Origin of the sequence: Paenibacillus sp. JJ1722 (assembly GCF_048282685.1) — a bacterium.
Lineage (GTDB): Bacteria > Bacillota > Bacilli > Paenibacillales > Paenibacillaceae > Paenibacillus > Paenibacillus polymyxa_B.
Genome location: NZ_CP182500.1, coordinates 2,843,004 through 2,864,449, shown reverse-complemented (window position 1 = coordinate 2,864,449; position 21,446 = coordinate 2,843,004). Strand labels below are relative to the sequence as shown.

Annotated in this window: 1 protein-coding gene; it reads right to left on the bottom strand. The window is 49.0% G+C overall.

From position 1 onward, the window contains the following. Positions 1 to 147: 147 nt before the first annotated feature. Entirely contained in the window at positions 148 to 21,438 is a 21,291-nt protein-coding gene (locus ACM1ND_RS12635) for a non-ribosomal peptide synthase/polyketide synthase (RefSeq protein ID WP_418027853.1), read from the bottom strand. Positions 21,439 to 21,446: the final 8 nt, after the last annotated feature.

Below are 21,446 nucleotides of genomic sequence, written 5' to 3'. Positions count from 1 at the left end.
TCAAACCACAAAAGCCGTAAATCTCCGGGGTTATTGGAGACTTGCGGCTTTTGTGGTTTGTTTAGATTGCCCCAAAGCCATTTGAAAGCTTCGGGGCAGTTTCCCTATTTTGAACTCGGAGCTTGTTTTTAATGCCTAAAGTGAGAATCAGGTGAACATTATTCCACTTCCGTCTGTTACTAGTAAGTTCGCTAGCTCAGTTTCCAACATCGCTTTAACGGTTTCTGGATTTTCTTCAAAAGGAAGTTCAAGTGATATTTGCAGTACGTTCTCTAGATGCTGAACAGTGAAGAAAATGATCGAATCCCGATGAAAGTCCCTCTCTTCTGGCAGCACATTTTTAAACAGTTGATATGTTTCCGACGCTTCGCCAAGGTAATTGAAGACAATAGGCAGTTTATTCAGGCTATGCTTTAGATACCGATTGGACTGCGGATACAACGATGTCATTTCGCCATTGTATATGAGATTTAAAAAATTCAGATTATGGGACACGGCCAACTGTATAGTTTTCCTGATCTCATCCCCCTGTTCATCCGCATCTGTAAGCAGTACTGGAATTTGGTCAATAAATTCACCTATAATATCAAAATATTGCTTGTCCTCATATGCCCGGCCATAATTGACGAGAAGAACAGGAACTTCGTCCACTTGCAAATATCTGCGGAAAAAGCGATTGGCCAGTCGTATAGCCAAGTCCCACATGTATTCGACCACGTCGGAATCATTCCAATTCGCAAGTTCAACTGTCACATCTGTGCCCGTTGTGTAGCTGCGCCCATCGACTGCGAGGAAAATAGCATCCGAAGCAGTAGCGAATGCGGACAAGCGAAATTTGTCGACAATCTCTTGATCGCCCATACCCTGAGGTCCTTTGCGGACCTGACTCACATAATCACGGTAGCTTCCTGCTAGCTGCCCTTTTACATTGTTTATGTCATCATATGCACGGTACAACTCACTCTTAACGACCTCTCCACTCATGTTATCATAGATGAGATGTGAACAAGGGAGCAGCAGCAAATGATCCCGTAAATTGAGGCGAACAAGCGCAATACGATATAACAAGTCTCCGGTTGTTTCATAAGGGTTCATAAAGAATGCAGGCAATATATGTGAGAGTATACGATTTTGCATCTCTGCATCGTAGTTCGATAAATCTATCATTGGAATGTCCATGCGCTCCTTCATGGACAACGTTTCCCATTCACATCCGATATCCGTTTGGACCAACACACTTCTAAAGAGTTCATGGCGCTCTATCAGGCGTTGCATGACTGCAGATAACCGTTCTACATCCAGCAGGTAACTATCAAAAGGAACGACACCTCCTGAGGGTTGCGGATGCTCCAAATGATAATGTTGAGCGGGAGCAAGCGCATAGCGTTGTAAAGGCTCTCCTGCTAGCATCGTGCTGTTCCATTGGTCATTCATCCGCAGCAGATGTTCCAGCCATTCCTCAGCATGCAGCTTCACTGCTTCATCGTCTACCATCGTATCTGTGTACAACTTTTCACAGCCAAGTACTTGGACAGCTTCTTCAAAAGGAAGCAAATGATGTGGATGAAGGTCAGGATGAAGGCGTGACAAAATGACTTTTTTCAGGGCCTCTGCTTGTACAGAATCGAAAGGATCTATGTGCAAAGTTAATTGATCTCGTCCTTCAACGGTTGTTGATTGGAAATGAGCATATACGTCATAAGCCTTTTCGATGATGTCTATTGCCTCGGCAATATCACGTGTTAGTATATCCGGCATCGAAGTGTCTGCTCGCATATACTCTGACATTTGGCGAATAGTCTGATATTGAAACACCTGATTAATTCCTATTTCAATGCCAACAGCCTTAGCCTGTGAAACCAATTGAATGGCTTTTAGGGAGTGTCCGCCTAAATTAAAATAGTTATCATCAATGCCAACAATACTGACACCCAAATTCTGCTTCCAAATATCTACCATATGTCGTTCCATGTCGGTTCGCGGGGCTGCATATTCAACACCTGTTTGAATGTCTCCATCCGGCGCAGGCAACGCTTTGCGGTCAATTTTCCCGTTTGGTGTCAGCGGGAAATGATCCAGTTGTACGACATAAGTCGGGATCATATAACCCGGCAGCTTGGGCTGCAGCAGGTTGCGCAGCTCTGGCAAATTCAGCGCCTCCGAGGCTACGACATACGCACACAAATCCTTGTCTCCGTCTTCGTCTTCCCAGGCGGTGACGATGGCTTTCTGAATGCCGTCCACGGTCAGCAGCTGTGCTTCCACCTCGCCCAATTCAATCCGGAAGCCCCGGATTTTGACCTGATCATCCATCCGGCCGATAAAGTCCACATTGCCATCCGGCATCCACCGCGCCAAATCGCCTGTGCGGTACAATCGTTCACCCGGTACATATGGGTTCGCTACGAATTTCTCGGCTGTCAGGTCTGCACGATTCAGGTAGCCTCGTGCCACCCCGGCTCCGCCAATGCACAGCTCACCCAGTACGCCGATCGGCACCGGATTCAGCTGGCTGTCCACGATATAGAAACGTGCGTTCAGCCACGCCTGACCAATCGGCACATTGCCGCTGCTTGGCAGCTTCGACAGCTCTTCGTCGTAGAAGCTAGAGTCGATTGCCGCTTCTGTGACACCATAGCTGTTCATAATGCGGATATCCGCGCCAAACCGTTCTTGCAGCACCCGGTAATCTGTCACGCTACAGCTATCCGAGCTGGTGATCAGCAATTCCAGACTGCTCATGTCCAGTCCCTGTTCATGCACATGTTGCATAAACGGTACGATCAGGGCCGGGGTCGATTCGAATACGGTAATCTGGTAATCGCGAATCCAGCCATACAAACGGCTAAAATCAATCCGGTCGTCTTTCGGACAAATGACCATCGTGCCGCCGTTATAGAGCGTCCGCGCGATATCTCCGACGAATACGTCGAACGAGAAGCTCGCCAGCTGCAGCAGTCGTACCGGAAACTCGCTCAGACGGTAATCTCGGCGATACGCCGCAGCCGTATTCACTAAGCTGCGATGCTCAATCATGACCCCTTTTGGACGTCCCGTTGTACCAGACGTGTAGATCACATACGCCAGATCCTGTGGTTCGTTGATGTGATCGACGTCTGTGATATCTCCGATGTACAGCGACTCATCATCCAACGCCAGCATAGACTGCAGACGTAGTCTGGTTGCCAGTTCGGATGCTGCTTCGCTATCAGGTGACGAAGTTGCTGTTCCATTCAGGGTTCCATGGAGAGTACCTGATTCCATCGTTTCAGCGCCAGCCGCTGTTTCTAACTCGGCTTCAGATTGCCCTCCGGCCAAGGCCTGTCGGCTTTCCTCCAGCCATGCCTGCGCACGGTCCTGCAAGCCCGTCTGGGTCAACAGTACCGTCGCACCGCTGTCCTCCAGCATGAAATGAATACGTTCTGATGGATAGTCTGCATCCAGCGGCACATATGCGCCTCCAGCTTTCCACACCGCCAAAACGCCGACCAGCATGTCCACCGAACGTTCACTTAAAATGCCGACAATCGACTCACGTCCAATGCCTTCATTCCGCAATCTACGCGCCAATTGGTTCGCACGCTCGTTCAGTTTCCGGTACGTAAGCTGCTGCTCCTCGTACACCACCGCCACGTGATCCGGCACAAGCTGTGCCTGTTCTTCCACAAAGGTATGGAAGAAGGCTTCTGCTTCAACTACAGCAACATCCGATACCCCTACATTTCCAAATCCATGGATGATTTGTGCTTTTTCCTCGGCAGGTACCATCTCCAAAGCTGCCAGTGGCTGCTGCGGATGAAGGGTAATTGCACGTACAAGTTCGGTAAAATGCTGTGCCAAGCGCGTGATGGTCTCAGGCTTGTACAGCGCCGTGCTGTATTCCAGACTGCAAACAATACCATCCGGCTGCTCCACTGCATCCAGAGTCAGATCAAATTTGGCCGTATTATTTTCCAGCGGATATGAATGTAAGGTCAGACCTTCCAGATGGAACTCCTGTTGCTCCAATGTTTTCAACTCAAACATCGTGTCAAACAATGCATTTCGGCTTGTATCCCGCGTTAAATTCAGCTTTTCAACCAGCTCTTCAAAAGGATAGTCCTGATGCTCATAAGCACTAAGCGCATGCTCTTTAACCTCTTGCAGATAATCAAGGAACGTTTTGTCGCCAGACGGATAATTGCGGATCGCCAGCGTGTTGATGAAAACACCTACGAGGCTCTCCAGTTCCGCATGCGGTCTTCCAGCAATCGGCGTTCCCACTACGATATCTTCTTGGCCTGTGTATTTATGCAAGAGCGTGGTGTATGCCGCCAGGAGCACCATATACAGGGTTGCGCCTGTTTGTGCCGCCAGTTCTTTCAGGCGTTCGCTAACTTCACGCTCCAGTCCGAATTCGATCGTATCCCCTGCCGTACTCTGCACTGCCGGACGGGCAAAGTCGGTTGACAGATCCAGCGCAGGTACTCCACCCCGGAAGGTGTCGAGCCAGTACGCTTCCTGACGCTGCATCCACTCCTGATGGGCTTCGCTTTGCTGCCATACTGCATAGTCTTTGTACTGAATCCGCAATGGTAATAGCTCTTCACCGCTATACAACCGGACAAATTCATCGGTCAGTACCTCCATCGACACACCATCCGAAACGATATGGTGCATGTCGAGCATGAGCAGATGCTGAGATTCCTGCTCTACTCCTTGTACGCCCAAGTCCACCAAGCCTACCCGCAGCAGTGGCACAGCTTTTAGATCAAACGGACGGACAAACTGCCGCACAAGCTCTTGTGCTTCCTGGCTGACTGTCGTGTCCGTAGCTGTAGCTGTGTCCTGATCTGTATCCGTAGTCGCACGCTCTGCCTGTACCTTCGTATATTCCACCTCAAACGACACCGTATCCTCAACCCATTGCATCGGCTCATTGTCCACCAGCTCAAAGCGAGTACGCAACGTCGCATGACGGGTGATTAATTGATGGAACGCGTCTTCTACCTGTTTCACATCCAGCGGTCCGCTCATTTGCAGCACCGACGGCATGTTGTAGTTCACATCATTCGGGTCGAACTGATGCAGCACATACAGTCGTTTTTGCGCCGAGGAAAGCGGGTAGAAGCTGCGTTCTTCCGTCACCGGAATGGACGCATACGCCACTTGATCCAGACCTTCTATGATCGCTGCCAGTTGTTCAATCGTTGGCGCTTCAAAAATACTGCGTAGTGGGAGCAGCTTGTTCAGCTCCTTGTGAATTTTTGAGGCCAGCGTCGTCGCCCGCAGCGAGTGTCCGCCAATCTCAAAGAAGTTTTCCTTCACCCCAACCTGCTCCAGACCCAGCACATCCTGCCAAATTTGTGCCAGCTTCACTTCCACCCATGTCCGCGGTGCGACATAATCAGCTCTGCTTTGCAGACTGTCTTCCGGTGCCGGCAGTGCCTTGCGATCAATTTTTCCGTTCGGTGTCAGCGGCATGTTCTGCAGTTGTATAAAATACGACGGTATCATATAGTTCGGCAATTTTTCATTCAGCAAATTCAACATCATACTGCCGCTGATTTCTTTTTCAGCTACGTAGTAAGCAGCCAAATGATAGTCTCCCTGCTGATCTGCACGAGCCATGACAATAGATTCTTTAACACCGTCCACCTTGATAATTTGCGCTTCAATCTCACCGAGCTCAATCCGATACCCGCGGATTTTGACCTGATGGTCAATCCTACCCAAATATTCAATGTTCCCATCTGGCAACCATCGTGCCAAGTCACCTGTACGGTACATTCGCTCATAGCCAACTTCCTCTGCTGCAAACAGATTGGCTACGAATTTTTCTTTTGTCAGCTCTGGACGGTGCAGATAGCCGCGTGCCAGACCCGGACCGGATACACACAACTCACCAGGGACTCCTGCAGGTGAAAGATTTCCGTGTGTATCCACCATATACACGCGGTGATTAGATACTGGCCGTCCGATGGATATAATTCCACCTGACTCAGAATTTTCTTCTGATACCGGCCAAAGAGACGTTGCAACGGAATTTTCGGTAGGACCATACGCATTGTAATAAGCCACCCGGTCCTTCCATTTGGACACCAGTTCTGCGGTAGAGGCCGATCCTGCTGTAAGCAGAACACGCAAATCAGGCATGCGATCAGGGTTCAGGTATACAGCATAGTTTGGCGGCAGCGTTGCAATTGTAATTCTGCAGGCAGCCATGTATTGCTCGAAACGTTCATAATTCAAAATAGTCTCGGAGGAAGGTATATACAATGTCGCTCCGCATAGTAAAGACTGGATTATTTCCGAGCATGATGTATCAAACGAATAACTGGCAAACATGACAACCCGATCGGACAAGCCAATACTCAATTTTTGCTCGAAGTAGGTTTTAAGATTACTAAGACCGTGATGCTCAAGCATTACTCCCTTAGGCTGACCTGTCGTCCCGGACGTATAGATGACATATGCTAGATCGTTTGGACCCGATACAGCCTCCAGATTCGAACCGTTCTGATGATATACGGGCAGCATTTCCCTGCGTACATCCGCTTTTCTTGTATCGGAAGCGACTCCGTCCTGTTCACCGTCAAGCACCAGCACTTTGCCTCCAAACAGCACCTTTTCCGTTAGGTGCTGTTGCGTTAACAACAGTTCCGTACCTGAGTCGTCCAGCATGTAGCGGATGCGTTCCTCCGGATAGGTTGGGTCTATCGGGATATATGCTCCCCCCGCCTTCAAAATTCCCAATATGCCCACAATCATATCTACGGAACGCTCTGTCATCAGACTAACCAGACTATCGGCTTTCACGCCATAGCTGCGTAAAGTACGGGCCAGACGGTTTGCGCGCTCGTTCAATTCATGGTAGGTCAATTGTTGACCTTCAAAATATACCGCTGTCTGATCCGAAGTCTGCAAAACCTGTTCCTCGAACAGTCCGTGAATTGTTTGTTCACGCGAATACTCTGCCGTGGTATTTCCCCACACCTGGATGATGTGCTCCCGCTCGTGCTTAGTCAACAGATCCATTGCCTCAATTAAACTATCCGGATTCGCTATAATTTGATCCAGCAACCGCAGTAGATGTCCTTGAATCTGCGACACACTCTGATGATCATACACCTGGGCATTGTAGGAAAAATCAATTCGTAGCGTATCTCCCTGAAGTACTATGATGCTTAAATCGTAGCTTTCTTGCTCAGTATTGGCCTCTTCCAAAGTAGTCTCAAACACCATTCTATGGCCAAAGAGGGCCAGTTGTTGCACTTTCGTTGTAACCAATTCAGACATTGGCAAATGTTCATATACCGCAGATTCATCGGTTTGCTGCTGCACACTTCTCATCAACCCGATAAAGTTAGCTCCTGCTTCGGTTCGAATGCGAACTGGTAAGGTGTGGTTACCCAGTCCAATTGAATGCTTCGAATCCAATTTATCTGTCAAAGGACTTGATATGGAGCAAGCGAACACCACATCATCTGTACCGTTATACTTTTGTAATAAAATTCCCCAGGCTGTCTGCAGTAGCGTATTTGTCGTCACCTGCTCATTCAGTGCAATTCGCTGCAGTGCCACCGTTCGTTCAACATCCAAATTAATCTCCAAATGCTCTGTCTGATATGGACTGCGTCCCATCAGATTGGCATATGGCAATTGAGGTGCTTCTTCATAGCCTTCGAGCAGAGTACTCCAGTAGCGAGAAGCCTTTAGGATGTCCCTATGTTTTTTTAGAATCCCTTTGTCTTCTTCCGAAATCAGCGTCAATTCGCCCAGCTTAGTATTGGGATTGGCTACAACGGTTTTAACCAACTGTACAAAATGCCTTGCCATGCTTTCTACCGTTTCCCGTTTAAACAAAGATGTAGCGTACAGAAATTGGAGTTGAATAGATGCTTCCTCCTCATTAACTTCAAGCGTCAGATCGAATTTCGCAGAAACCTGATCTATGTCAAAAGAGCGGAAGAACAACTTGTCCAACTTCACTTCCTTTTTCTCCACATTCTGCAATACAAACATTGTGTCGAACAACGGATTACGGCTCATATCTCGTTTCAGGTCGAGCTTTTCCACCAGCTCCTCAAACGGATAATCCTGATGCGCATATGCTTGCAGTGCACACGTCTTGGCGTCCTCAATGCAGTTATAAAACGTCTGTTCAGCGTGAGGATGATTGCGTAATGCGAGCGTGCCGACAAACATACCGAGCATAGGCTCCAGGTCAGCATGCGGTCTACCTGCAATCGGAGTACCGACAATGATGTCTTCCTGCCCTGTGTAATAATGCAGCAATGCTGTATAAGCAGCCATAAGTACCATGTACAGCGTAGAATCCGTATGCACCGCCAGTTCCTTTAAACGCTGAGTCAATTCCAGTCCCATTTCAAATTCAACAGCGTCACCTTTCGTACATCGTGTTGCCGGACGCTCAAAATCAGTTGGCAAATCCAGTTGAGGCAAATCACCACTAAATCTATTCAGCCAGTACTCTCCCTGACTCTTTATTCGCTCCTGCTGAGTTTTGCTATGCTGCCACACAGCATAGTCCGTATATTGAATACGCAGCGGAGATAATACTTCACCGCTATATAAGCGGGCAAAATCACCAGCTAATATTTCAATGGATACCCCGTCTGAAACGATGTGGTGCATATCAAGCATCAATAAGTGCTGCGGCTCCTGTCCTTCTTCGTCCAATCCCCATTTGACCAGCTTTACACGTAGCAACGGAGCGATCCTCAAGTCAAATGGGCGTACAAAGGAACGGGCATGTTCTTCTGCTAAATTCTCAAGCATAAGTTCATTGGATTCTGTCCGCAGTTCTGATATTGTGGCATATTCCAACTCAAAGTGAATCGTATCATGAACCCGCTGCATCGGCACACCATTTATCAGTTCAAAGCTTGTCCGGAGGGCCACGTGACGTGAAATTAATTGATGGAATGCCTCTTCCACCTGTTTCATATCTATCGGACCGATTACTCTCAGTGCTGATGTGGTGTTATAGCTTATTCCATCCGGATCCAGCTGGTGAAGCACATACATCCGTGTCTGTGCGAAAGAAAGCGGGTAAGTGTCGCGTTTTTCCGTCACCGGAATGGATGCATATGTGATTTGATCCTGCTCTTCAAGCAAGGCGGCTAATTTTTCAATCGTCGGTGCCTCAAATATGTTTTGCAAATCCATCGGTTTGTTTAAATCTTTACGAACTCTAGAAGTCAGTGTCGTCGCCCGCAGCGAATGACCACCAATTTCAAAGAAATTTTCGTTGATGCCTACTTGTTGTAGACCCAGTACATCCTGCCAGATGTCTACCAATTTTATTTCCATCCACGTTCGCGGTGCAACATGGTCGGCCAAACGACCTTCTGGTATCGGCAGTGCCTTTCGATCAATTTTACCGTTTGGTGTAAGAGGTACGTTCTGCAATTGAATGAAATGTGAAGGGACCATATAATTCGGGAGTTCTTCATTTAACATCTTACGAAGCTCGCTCCCCGTCACTTCCCGTTCCGCTACATAATAAGCAACGAGTTCGTGTTGGTTTTGGCTATTTGCATGTGCCAGTACGATGACCTCTTGCATGCGATCTGCCTTCAGCATAGCGGCCTCAACTTCGCCCAGTTCAATCCGGTAACCACGAATTTTGACCTGCTGGTCGATCCGGCCCAGGTACTCAATGTTGCCGTCCGGCATCCATCTCGCCAGGTCGCCTGTCCGATACATGCGTTCATAGCCCGCTTCCCCATCTGCAAACGGATTGGTCACAAATTGGTCTGCCGTTAATTCCGGACGGTGCAGATAACCGCGTGCCAGTCCTGGGCCGGATACGCACAGTTCACCAGGGATTCCTGACGGTGAAAGCTGTCCATGTGCATCGACCATATACACGCGGTGATTCGGTACAGGACGTCCGATTGAGATACACATTCCTGCTTCGGGACCTTCCGGTGAGAGCCAAATAGACGTTGTTATGGAATTTTCCGTTGGACCGTAGGCATTGTAGTATGTCACATGATCCTTCCATTTGGATACCAATTCTGGTGAGGCAGCCGAACCGCCTGTAAACAGGATGCGCAGATCCGGCATTCGTTCCGGATTCAAGTATACAGCATAGGTCGGCGGCAATATCGTAATTGTAATTCGATGATCCGCCATATACTGCTCAAACTTGTCATAGCTGAGAATGGTTTCTGATGTCGGAATGCATAAAGTGGCCCCGTTGAAGAGCGCCTGAAGCATTTCCCAGATCGAAGCATCAAAGGAATAGCTGGCAAATGATACGACACGATCCGAGCCGCTGATCCGCAGCGTCTCCCTGAAGTACGTATGCAGATTGCAGAGTCCACGATGCTCAAGCATGACTCCCTTAGGCTGGCCTGTCGTTCCGGACGTATAAATCACATACGCTAGGTTATGAGGACCGGATATGGCCTCCAAATTCGTACCATCCCTGTGATATACGGACACAGGGTTCCCTTTTGCTTCAGCCGAACTTGCATCCACAGTGGCTTCGTCCATTTCTGCGTCCAACAGCAGTACCTTGCCCCTAAATTCCACTTTTTCCACTAAATGCTGCTGCGTTAACAGCAGTTCCGTGCCTGAATCGTCCAGCATATAGCGGATGCGGTTCTCCGGATAAGTCGGATCGACCGGAATGTAGGCGCCCCCTGCCTTCAAAATACCCAAGATGCCGACAATCATGTCAATCGATCGCTCTGTCATTAGGCCGACCAGACCGTCTGCCATCACACCGTTGCTGCGTAAAGTACGCGCCAAACGGTTCGCCCGCTCATTTAATTCACGGTAGGTCACTTGCGCTCCTTCAAAATATACTGCTGCCTGCTCCGGTGTCTGCATGACCTGCTCCTCAAACAATCCGTGAATCGTCTGCTCACGTGGATATGCTGCTGTCGTGTCACACCAAGCACCCAGCATTTGCTCGCGTTCTTGCGCGGTTAATATATCCAGCTCGCAAATCCGGCCAGCTGGATTTACCTTGATTTGCTCCAGCAGTTGCAGCAGATGCCCCTGAATCTGTTCTACCCTTTCGTAATCATATACCTGGGCATTGTAACCAAAATGAACCCGTAGCGTCTCTCCCGGTAACACCACGATGTTAAAATCATAATTCGTCTGCTCAACTGCATCTACTCCGGTTATTTTAAAATCAGCTTCTTCCCTTTCACCTAATTGCTCAATTTGTTCATCCATCGGATAGTTCTCAAATACCATAATATGATTAATCAGTTCCACTTTTTGCTCAGCCTGTGCCTGAATCTCATAGAGTGGGAACGTTTCGTATGTTCCTGAAGCAAGCGCCTGTCGCTGAGTTTGCTTCATCAGCTCTGTAAATGCAGTTGCTTGTCCGCCTTGAATACGGACGGGGACCGTGTTAATGAATAGTCCAATCATCTGCTCTACTCCGGCAATGTCCGCTGGGCGTCCAGAAACCACGCTCCCGAAAACAACATCCTCTGTGCGATTATACTTTTGTAATAAAACACCCCAGGCCGTTTGCATCAGCGTATTTATCGTTACCTGTTCTTGCTTTGCTAGTTGCAGCAAGGCCCTTGTCAGGTCTATACCTAAATCAAATTCTAGATATTCGGCCTCATATCCCTGGGTCTTCCCTGTTTTGGCCTGCGGCAAGACCGCCGTTTCCTCATAGCCCCACAGGTAACCGCTCCAATACTCCGCTGCTTCCTGACGGTTCTGCCTCTCCAGCCATTCGATGTATCGACTGTATGGTGTTACCACCGGCAATTGCGGTGGCTTCCCCTCTGTAAGAGCGGTATATCCTCCAAAGACCTCATTGGTGACCAGTGACAAGCACCAGCCGTCCATTATGATGTGGTGGAAACTCCATACAAAATGGTATGAATCGTCTGATGTACGCAAGATAGATACACGCATCAGTGCATCCTTTGCCAGATCAAAGCCTCTCTGCTGATCTCGACGCGTGAACTCCTCAATATACTGCTCTTGCGCCGTCTTCTCCTTCTCACGTATATCCTCTACGTACAGTTCTCCGCGTTTATTCCGGTACACCACTTGCAACGGCTGGTCCTGCAAATCGCTCCGGAAGTTGGTCCGCAGTGCTGAATGACGCTTTACCAGCAAGTCCAGACTGGCAGCGAATGCAGTGAGATCCAGCGTTCCCTTCAGTTCAAAGGTGGACTGCTCCACATAGGCGCTCGATTGGAAATCCAGCATGTTGTGAAACAGCATGCCTTTTTGCATCGGCGTCATGGGGTACATATTCTCAAGCTCTTCGTCAGACTGAATCTGCTCCACCATCCGGTTCAGTTCTTCAAGGCTTAAGTCTGAAAGCAGCACATCACTTGGCGTCAATTCGGATTGCTCCCGAGATGCACAATGCTGAACTACTTCCAGCACGTTCTGCTTGAATTGCTCTGCTAGTTGCTCAGCAGCATTTTGTTGGAGTGCCTTAATGTTGTATTGAATACTTAATTCCAGCATGCCATCTGTAACGAGTCCTCCCACGTCCATAACACAGGACATTTGGGTCAGTTCATGAGTACTGGCTCCGCTGGAATATGGAGAAAAATGCATGCCGCTATGCTGCAGTGTCTGATCAAATTCGCCCAAATAATTAAAGCTTATCTGTGGCTCGGCATATGTTGCCCCGGACGGTCCATTCTGGCTGAGATATCTCCAGATGCCATACCCAATTCCTTTACGTGGAATGCTTCGCAGCATCTCCTTCATCCGTTTGATGTGCCCGGAGATATCATCTTCCCGGTTAATCCGCAGCAGTACCGGGTATTGACTCGTAAACCAGCCAATCGTCCGTGATATATCCGTATCCTTTAGGATTTCTTCCCGGCCATGGCCTTCGAGAAGAATCGCTACCTTTTCATTGCCAGTCCAAGCGCTTAACGTCTTGCCGAGTCCCGTCAACAACAGATCATTCACTTCTGTGTTGTACGCGCGGTGGGCTTGCTTCAGTAATTGGTCAGTCTCTTCCTTCGTAAGCCTCACATTTACGATACCCATGTCTTGCTGCATAAACCTATCGCTATGCTCTTGGGACACTGGAAGTTGGGGCGACTCGGATACCGCCAGTTCATTCACTTGCTCCCAGTATGCGTGCTCACTTTCCATCTCAGGACTGTCGGCATAGGCTGACAACCGCTCCGACCAGACCCGGAAGGAGTCTGTTTTGGCAGGAAGCTGTATGGCTTCTCCACGTACAGCCTGCTCATAGGCATTCGACAAATCCTCCAACAGTATCCGCCACGATACGCCGTCTACCACCATATGATGAATAGCCAGTAGCAGATGGTCCCCATCAGCGCAGTGGAACAGGCCCACTTTCAGCAGAGGTCCTTCATCCAGTCGGATGCTACTCTGAATAGTACTGGCCCGGGCTTCTATAACTTGACCCAATACGGGACCGATCGGCACGTCTTTGAAATCGGCCACTTCCAGATCATACAGCGCCCCTTCCTCCGCTCTGCGGTTCCACGCTTCCCAGCCTTGCTCCGCCTTGCGGAACACCATCCGCAATGCATCATGGTGCACCACCAACTGCGTCAGTGCCTGACGTAGCGGCTCTTCCTCGAATCCCTGCTCCCGGTGAAGCATAACCGCCTGATTAAAGTGGTCCGGCACAGGCTGTCCTTGCTCCACAAACCACTGCTGAATCGGCGTCAGCAGCACAGCTCCGCTAACCTCTTCCTGATCAGCTAATTGGGTATCCGACACACGCAGGTGCGTAGCTAGCTCAGCAACCTCAGGGTACTTAAACAGGTCTTTAATATCCAGCTTGTATCCTGCCTGCAGCAAGCGTGAGGATACCTGAATCGCCTTGATCGAGTCCCCGCCCCGATCAAAAAATTGATCCGTCAATCCGACCGGACCGCCGCCCAGCACAGCCTCCCACACATGGGCCAGCGCCTGCTCCTCTGCTGTCTGCGGAGCCCTATATTCCTGCGTGGAGCGGGAAATCTGTTCCGGTGCCGGCAATGCCTTACGGTCGATTTTGCCGTTGGGTGTGAGCGGCATTTGCTCCATCTGAACAAAGTGCGAGGGAACCATATAATTCGGGAGTTCTTCACTCAGCTGCTTGCGAAGCTCACTCCCCGTCACTTCGCGTTCCGCCACGTAGTAGGCAACCAGTTCGTGTTGGTTTTGGCTTGTCGCATGGGCTAGCACGCTGACCTCTTGGATACGACCTATTTTCAGCATAGCCGACTCGACCTCGCCCAGCTCAATTCGGTAGCCGCGAATTTTAACTTGTTGATCCATCCGTCCAGCGTATTCCAATGTACCATCTTCACGCCAGCGAACAAGGTCTCCCGTGCAGTATAGGCGATCTCCGTCCACCCACGGATTAGCAAGAAATCTCTCAGCCGTCAATTCAGGACGGTTCAAGTAACCGCGTGCGACTCCGTCTCCGCCAACAACCAGCTCACCCCATGCTCCAATCGGCTGCAGGTTAAACGCCGAATCGACCACATACGCCGTCGAATTGCGGATAGGACGCCCGATCGGCACAGAATCAAGCTGTTCTTCCTTAATATGATAAGCCGTCGAAAAAGTAGTATTTTCCGTTGGTCCATAGCCGTTAATGATATTCATGTCCGGATTATCCCGTAACACCCGGTTAATATGCGGCGCAGACAGCACGTCGCCTCCGACCAGCAAATACTTCACATCTCCGAACAATTTACTGTCCTGCTGCGAAAGCTGATTAAATAGCGGTGTAGTCAGCCACATCATGGTGATGCGATGATCCCGTATGGTCTCCTTGAGCTTAGCTGCGTCCAAAAGATCATCCTTATGCACGAGTACAAGCTGACCACCGTTCAGTAGCGCCCCCCAAATTTCAAACGTAGACACATCAAATACAAATGCGCAAGTCTGCAACATTCGAATTGATTCATCGAACGGCACATAATCCGTATTACGTACCAATCGCACGACACTTTGATGCTCAACAACGACGCCCTTAGGCTTGCCAGTTGATCCCGAGGTATAGATGACATAAGCAGCATGTTCGCCCGCTCCATCTATCCCCAAATTGGAAGCATCCGAACTGTAGGACGTATCATCATTCAGATTGACAATCTGTCCATCAAAATAGCAACGATCCAGTAAATCTTGTTGAGTCAGCAGCAGTTTGGCTCCCGAATCCTCCAGCATATAGCGAATACGATCTTCGGGATATTGAGGATCTATCGGCACATACGCGCCTCCAACCTTCAAAATAGCCAACGTTCCGATAATCATATCCAACGAACGCTCCGTTAGAATGCCGACAGGCTCATCGGCCTTCACTCCAGCAGTCTGTAGCGTATGCGCTAATCGGTTAGCCTTCTCATTGAGTTCCCGATAGGTCAACGATTGATGATCCAAAGTGACGGCCACGTGATCTGGCGTACGTTCAGCCTGCTCCTCAAACAGCTTTTGGATTGTCTGATTGCGCGGATATACAGAAGCCGTGTCGTTAAACTCGCCTGTAATCTGTTGTCTTTCCGTCGTTGTCACCATTTCCAGTTCTTCAACGCGAATATACGGGTTGAACGAAATTTGCTCCAGCAGACGGGCAAAATGTCCATACAGACGCTCAAGCCTGGTTTGATCAAAGCTCAATGCGTTATACATAAAACGAATCTTGATGCCTTCTCCCGGCATCACGACAACATTCAAATCGTAGTTGGTTTGTTCTGTGACCACCACGTTCGAAATCGTGAATGGTTCCTGCCCATCACTTCCCAGCTGTTCTACCTGCTGTTCCACCGGATAATTTTCGAATACCATAATGTGCTTGATTAAATCCTGCTTCTGCTCGGTCAGTGCCTGAATTTCATATAGCGGGAAAGTGTCATAGGCATTGGCAGAAAGCGCCTGCCTCTGAGTTTGCTTCATTAACTCAGCAAATGCAGTTGCCGGTCCACCTTGAATACGGACTGGTATGGTATTAATGAAAAGTCCGATCATTTGCTCTACTCCCGCAATGTCCGCTGGACGTCCCGATACCACACTACCGAAAACGACATCCTCTGTGCGGTTATATTTTTGCAGCAAAACACCCCAGGCTGTTTGCATCAGCGTATTTATCGTCACCTGTTCTTGCTTTGCCAGCTTCTGAAGTTCCGCCGTCAGGTCTATACCTAAATCAAATTCCAGATATTCAGCCTCATATCCCTTCGCCTTCCCTGTTTTGGCCTGAGGCAAGACCGTCGTCTCCTCATGGCCCTGCAGATAACTACTCCAATACTCCGCTGCTTCCTGACGGTTCTGCTCCTCCAGCCATTCGATGTATCGACTGTATGGTGTTACCACAGGGAATTGCGGTGGCTTTCCTTCTGTAAGGGTGGTATATCCTCCAAAGACCTCATTGGTGACCAGTGACAAGCACCAGCCGTCCATTATGATGTGATGGAAGCTCCATACAAAATGGTATGAATCGTCTGATGTACGGAAGATGGATACCCTCATCAGCGTATCCTTTGCCAGATCAAACCCCTTCTGCTGATCCCGACGCGCGAACTCCTCGATATACTGCTCCTGCGCCGCCTTCTCCTTCTCACGTATATCCTCCACGTACAAATCTCCGCGTTTACTCCGGTATACCACTTGCAAGGGCTCATCCTGCAAATCGCTCCGGAAGTTAGTCCGCAGTGTTGAATGACGCTGCACCAGCAAGTCCAGACTGGCAGCAAACGCTACGAGATCCAGCGTTCCCTTCAGTTCAAAGGTGGACTGCTCCACATACGCACTGGACCGGGAATCCAGCATGTTGTGGAACAGCATGCCTTTTTGCATCGGCGTCATGGGGTATATATTCTCAAGCTCTCCGTCAGGCTGAATCTGTTCCACCATCCGGTCCAATGCTTCCAGGCTTATACCCGGAAGCAGCACATCACTCGGCGTCAATTCAGAACGCTCCCGTGATACACAGTGGCGAATCACTTCCAACACGTTCTGCTTGAGCTCCCTGGCTAGTTTTACTACATTATCTTCCTGTAATACTTTTGTGTTATAACGAATATCCAGTTCAAGCATTTCATCTGTTACAATGCCCCCCACATCCAGGGAACACGGCATACGGGTCTGTTCGTTAACATCTGCTCCACTGGAGTACGGTGACATGCGCGTTTCGCCGTGCTGTAGCGTTTGATCAAATTCGCCCAAATAATTAAAGCTGATCTGTGGCTCGGCGTATGTTGCCTCGGACGGTCCGTTCTGGCTGAGATATCTCCAGATGCCGTATCCAATCCCTTTATGTGGAATGCTGCGCAGCATCTCCTTCATCCGTTTGATGTGCCCGGAGATATCATCTTCCCGGTTAATCCGCAGCAGCACTGGGTATTGACTTGTAAACCAGCCGACCGTTCGTGATATATCCGTATCCTTCATGATTTCTTCCCGGCCATGGCCTTCCAGAAGAATTGCAACCTGCTCACTGCCAGACCAAGTGCTTAACGTCTTGCCGAGTGCCGTCAGCAACAGATCGTTCACTTCTGTGTTGTACGCGCGATGGGCCTGCTTTAGCAGTTGATCAGTCTCTTCTTTCGTGAATTTCAAGCTCAAAGTAGCTGTGTTATTTATGGTCAATGGTTTTTTATTATAATCCAGCAATTCTGAAAGTTTTAAAGACTCGTATGCCGTCAATTCATTCAATTGCTCCCAGTATACGTGCTCACTTTCCATCTCAGGGCTGTCGGCATAGGCTGACAACCGCTCCGACCAGACCCGGAAGGAGTCTGTTTTCGTCGGGAGCTGTATGGTTTCTCCACGTACAGCCTGCTCATAGGCATTCGACAAATCCTCCAACAGTATCCGCCACGATACGCCGTCTACCACCATATGATGAATAGCCAGTAGCAGATGGTCCCCATCAGCGCAGTGGAACAGGCCCACTTTCAACAGAGGTCCTTCATCCAGTCGGATGTTACTCTGAATAGTGCTGGCCCAGGATTCTATAGCTTGACCCAATGTGGGACCGATCGGCACGTCTTTGAAATCGGCCACTTCCAGATCATACAGCTTTCCTTCCTTCACTCCGCGGTTCCACGCTTCCCAGCCTTGCTCTGCCTTGCGGAACACCATCCGCAACGCATCATGGTGCACCGCCAACTGCGTCAGTGCCTGGCGTAGCGGCTCTTCCTCGAATCCCTGCTCCCGGTGAAGCATAACCGCCTGATTAAAGTGGTCCGGCACAGGCTGCTCTTGTTCCACAAACCACTGCTGAATCGGTGTCAGCAGCACAGCTCCGCTGACCTCTTCCTGATCAGCTAATTGGGTATCCGACACACGCAGGTGCGTAGCTAGCTCAGCAACCTCAGGGTACTTAAACAAGTCTTTGATATCCAGCTTGTATCCTGCCTGCAGTAGGCGTGAGGATACCTGAATCGCCTTGATCGAGTCCCCGCCCCGATCAAAAAATTGATCCGTCAATCCGACCGGACCGCCGCCCAGTACAGCCTCCCACACATGAGCCAGAGCCTGCTCCTCTGCTGTCCGCGGAGCCCTATATTCCTGCGTGGAACGGGAAATCTGTTCCGGTGCCGGCAATGCCTTGCGGTCGATTTTGCCGTTGGGTGTGAGCGGCATTTGCTCCATCTGAACAAAGTGCGAGGGAACCATATAATTCGGGAGTTCTTCACTTAACTGCTTGCGAAGCTCGCTCCCCGTCACTTCGCGTTCCGCCACGTAGTAGGCAACCAGTTCGTGTTGGTTTTGGCTGTTAGCATGTGCCAGTACGATGACCTCTTGCATGCGATCTGCCTTCAGCATAGCCGTCTCAACTTCGCCCAGTTCAATCCGGTAACCGCGAATTTTGACCTGATGGTCAATCCGGCCCAGGTACTCAATGTTGCCGTCAGGCAACCATCTTGCCAGGTCGCCTGTCCGATACATGCGTTCATAGCCCGCTTCCCCACCTGCAAACGGATTGGTCACAAATTGTTCAGCCGTTAATTCCGGACGGTGCAGGTAACCGCGTGCCAGTCCTGGGCCGGATACACACAACTCCCCTGCTATTCCAGCAGGTAAAAGATGACCAAGAGCATCGATCATGTACACCCGGTGGTTGGGTACGGGACGTCCTATGGAAATGGTATCGATTGCTCCGGGGTGCTCCGACACCGGCCAAATGGACGTTGCTACCGAGTTTTCTGTCGGTCCGTAACCATTAAAATAGGAGACCTGATCCTTCCACTTGGTTACGAGCTCCATCGAGGAAGCGGAACCAGCGGTGAACAGAATACGCAGATCCGGCATTCGTTCTGGGTTTAGATACACGGCGTAGGTAGGAGGTAATGCTGCCACCGTAATTTTATGATCCGCCATGTACTGTTCAAACTGGTTGTAGTTCAGTATGATTTCCGAAGTAGGCACGTAAAGTGTCGCGCCACAAAATAGCGCCTGGAATATTTCCCAGCAGGCAGCATCAAATGCGTAGCTCGCAAACAGTAGGGCACGATCTAACGGACTTATCTGCAATGTTTCATCAAAATACGTTTTCAGGTTACACAATCCATGGTGCTCCAGCATTACACCTTTAGGCTGTCCTGTAGTACCTGAAGTGTATATGACATAGGCTAGATCGTTTGCTCCTGATACAGCCTCCAGATTTGACCCTTCCATGTGATATATAGTTGGATCTTCATCCAATACTAGGACTTTTCCTCCAAAAGCGGCCTCTTTGACCTTTTCCACAAGATGGCTTTGCGTCAAAAGCAGGTCTGCACCGGAATCGTCAAATATATAACGGATACGTTCCTCTGGATATGACGGATCGATGGGTACATATGCCCCTCCTGCTTTAAGAATAGCGAGGATGCCGACCACCATATCTATAGAACGATCAGTCATGAGTCCAACCAGCCGATCGGTTGTTGTGCCGCAACTACGTAGGGTACGAGCTAGTCGGTTAGCACGTTCATTCAGCTCAGCATAAGTCAGACTGGAGTTCTCACAGACAACCGCTATTGTCTTCGGTGTCTTTTCTACTTGTTTTTCAAAACAAAGATGGATGGTATCACTAGAAGGATATGAGATCTGTACTCCGCTAAATTGGGATAAAACCTGACTTTTCTCTTCCGTCGTCAGAAATTCCAAATCGGAAATCAGTAGATCCGGCTGTTGAACAATCTGTTCCAGTCCCCGTTTAAGATGAGCTGCAATTAGCCTAATCCAATTTTCAACGTAAACCAGCCGATTGTAACTAAAAGTAACTTCATACTGTGATCCAGGAACGACAATCACATTAAAATCATAGTTGGTCTGTACAATATCCTCCACGTCGGTGACCTGAAGTGTATCAGGCCCTTTTTCCGCATGAATAAGCTCCTCTGAATAAGGATAGTTCTCAAAAACAACAATATGACGGACTAAATTTTGTTTCAAATCCGTGTGATTCTGAATATCTGCCAAGGAAGAATAAGAGTACTGAGTAGACTCGATGTTGGAGTTTTGCACAGATATAAGCAGATCCGAAAATCTCTGGTCCACATCACTGGTTATGCGTGTTGGTATTGTGTTAATGAACAATCCCACCATATTTTCAATTCCCGGAACTTCATCTGGTCTGCCGGATACTACGGACCCGAACACAACATCCCGGCTGTGGTTGTACATTTGAAGCAATAATCCCCATACCGTCTGAAATACAGTGCTGACTGTCGTGTGGTAGTGTTTAGCTATTCTCTCCATTCCTTGAGTCAGTTCTTTCCCCAGCTTGCATGTGTAACGTTCTGCTTCGAAGATTGGATTCAATGGACGGTTATAGCCCGGTAAAATTGTTTCATTTTCAAGCCCATTTAAATACCCTCGCCAATAGGCTGTCGCTTCTCCCTTGTCCTGTTGTTCCAGCCACTGAATAAAACTGCTGTACGGATATACCGTATCCAATTGTGCAGGCACTCCGGACCGAAGGGAAGTATATATGGTAAAAAATTCCTGGGATACCGTTCCCATGCACCAACCATCCATTATAATGTGATGAACACTCCAGACAAGTCTGGAAGACTCATCACTCCATTCAAACAGGGCAAGCCGAATCGGAACATCTTTTTCCAAGTCAAAACCCGCTTGACGCTCTGCCTTTAAAAAGTCAGTAAAATGCTCTCTTTTCTCAGCTTCAGGAAAAACACTGATATTTTCGAAATGAACCGGCATCGCTTCACGTTCTTCCAAGACAATTTGAAGCGGACGTTCTGTTTCTTTATACATAAAAATGGTACGGAATATATCATATCGATTCATGAGTTGCTGCAAGCTTTGCTGAACCAAATAAACATCTAGCACTTCATTAAAGGTAATAACGGTCTGCTCAAAGTAAGCTTCTGATTTTGCGTCGAGGATGGAATGAAACAACATTCCCTCCTGCATCGGGGATAGCGGATAGATATCTTTAATATTTACCTGTGCCAAATCATTCACCTTTCCTTTATCCATGCAGAATTTGAGTTTCAACTTGCGGA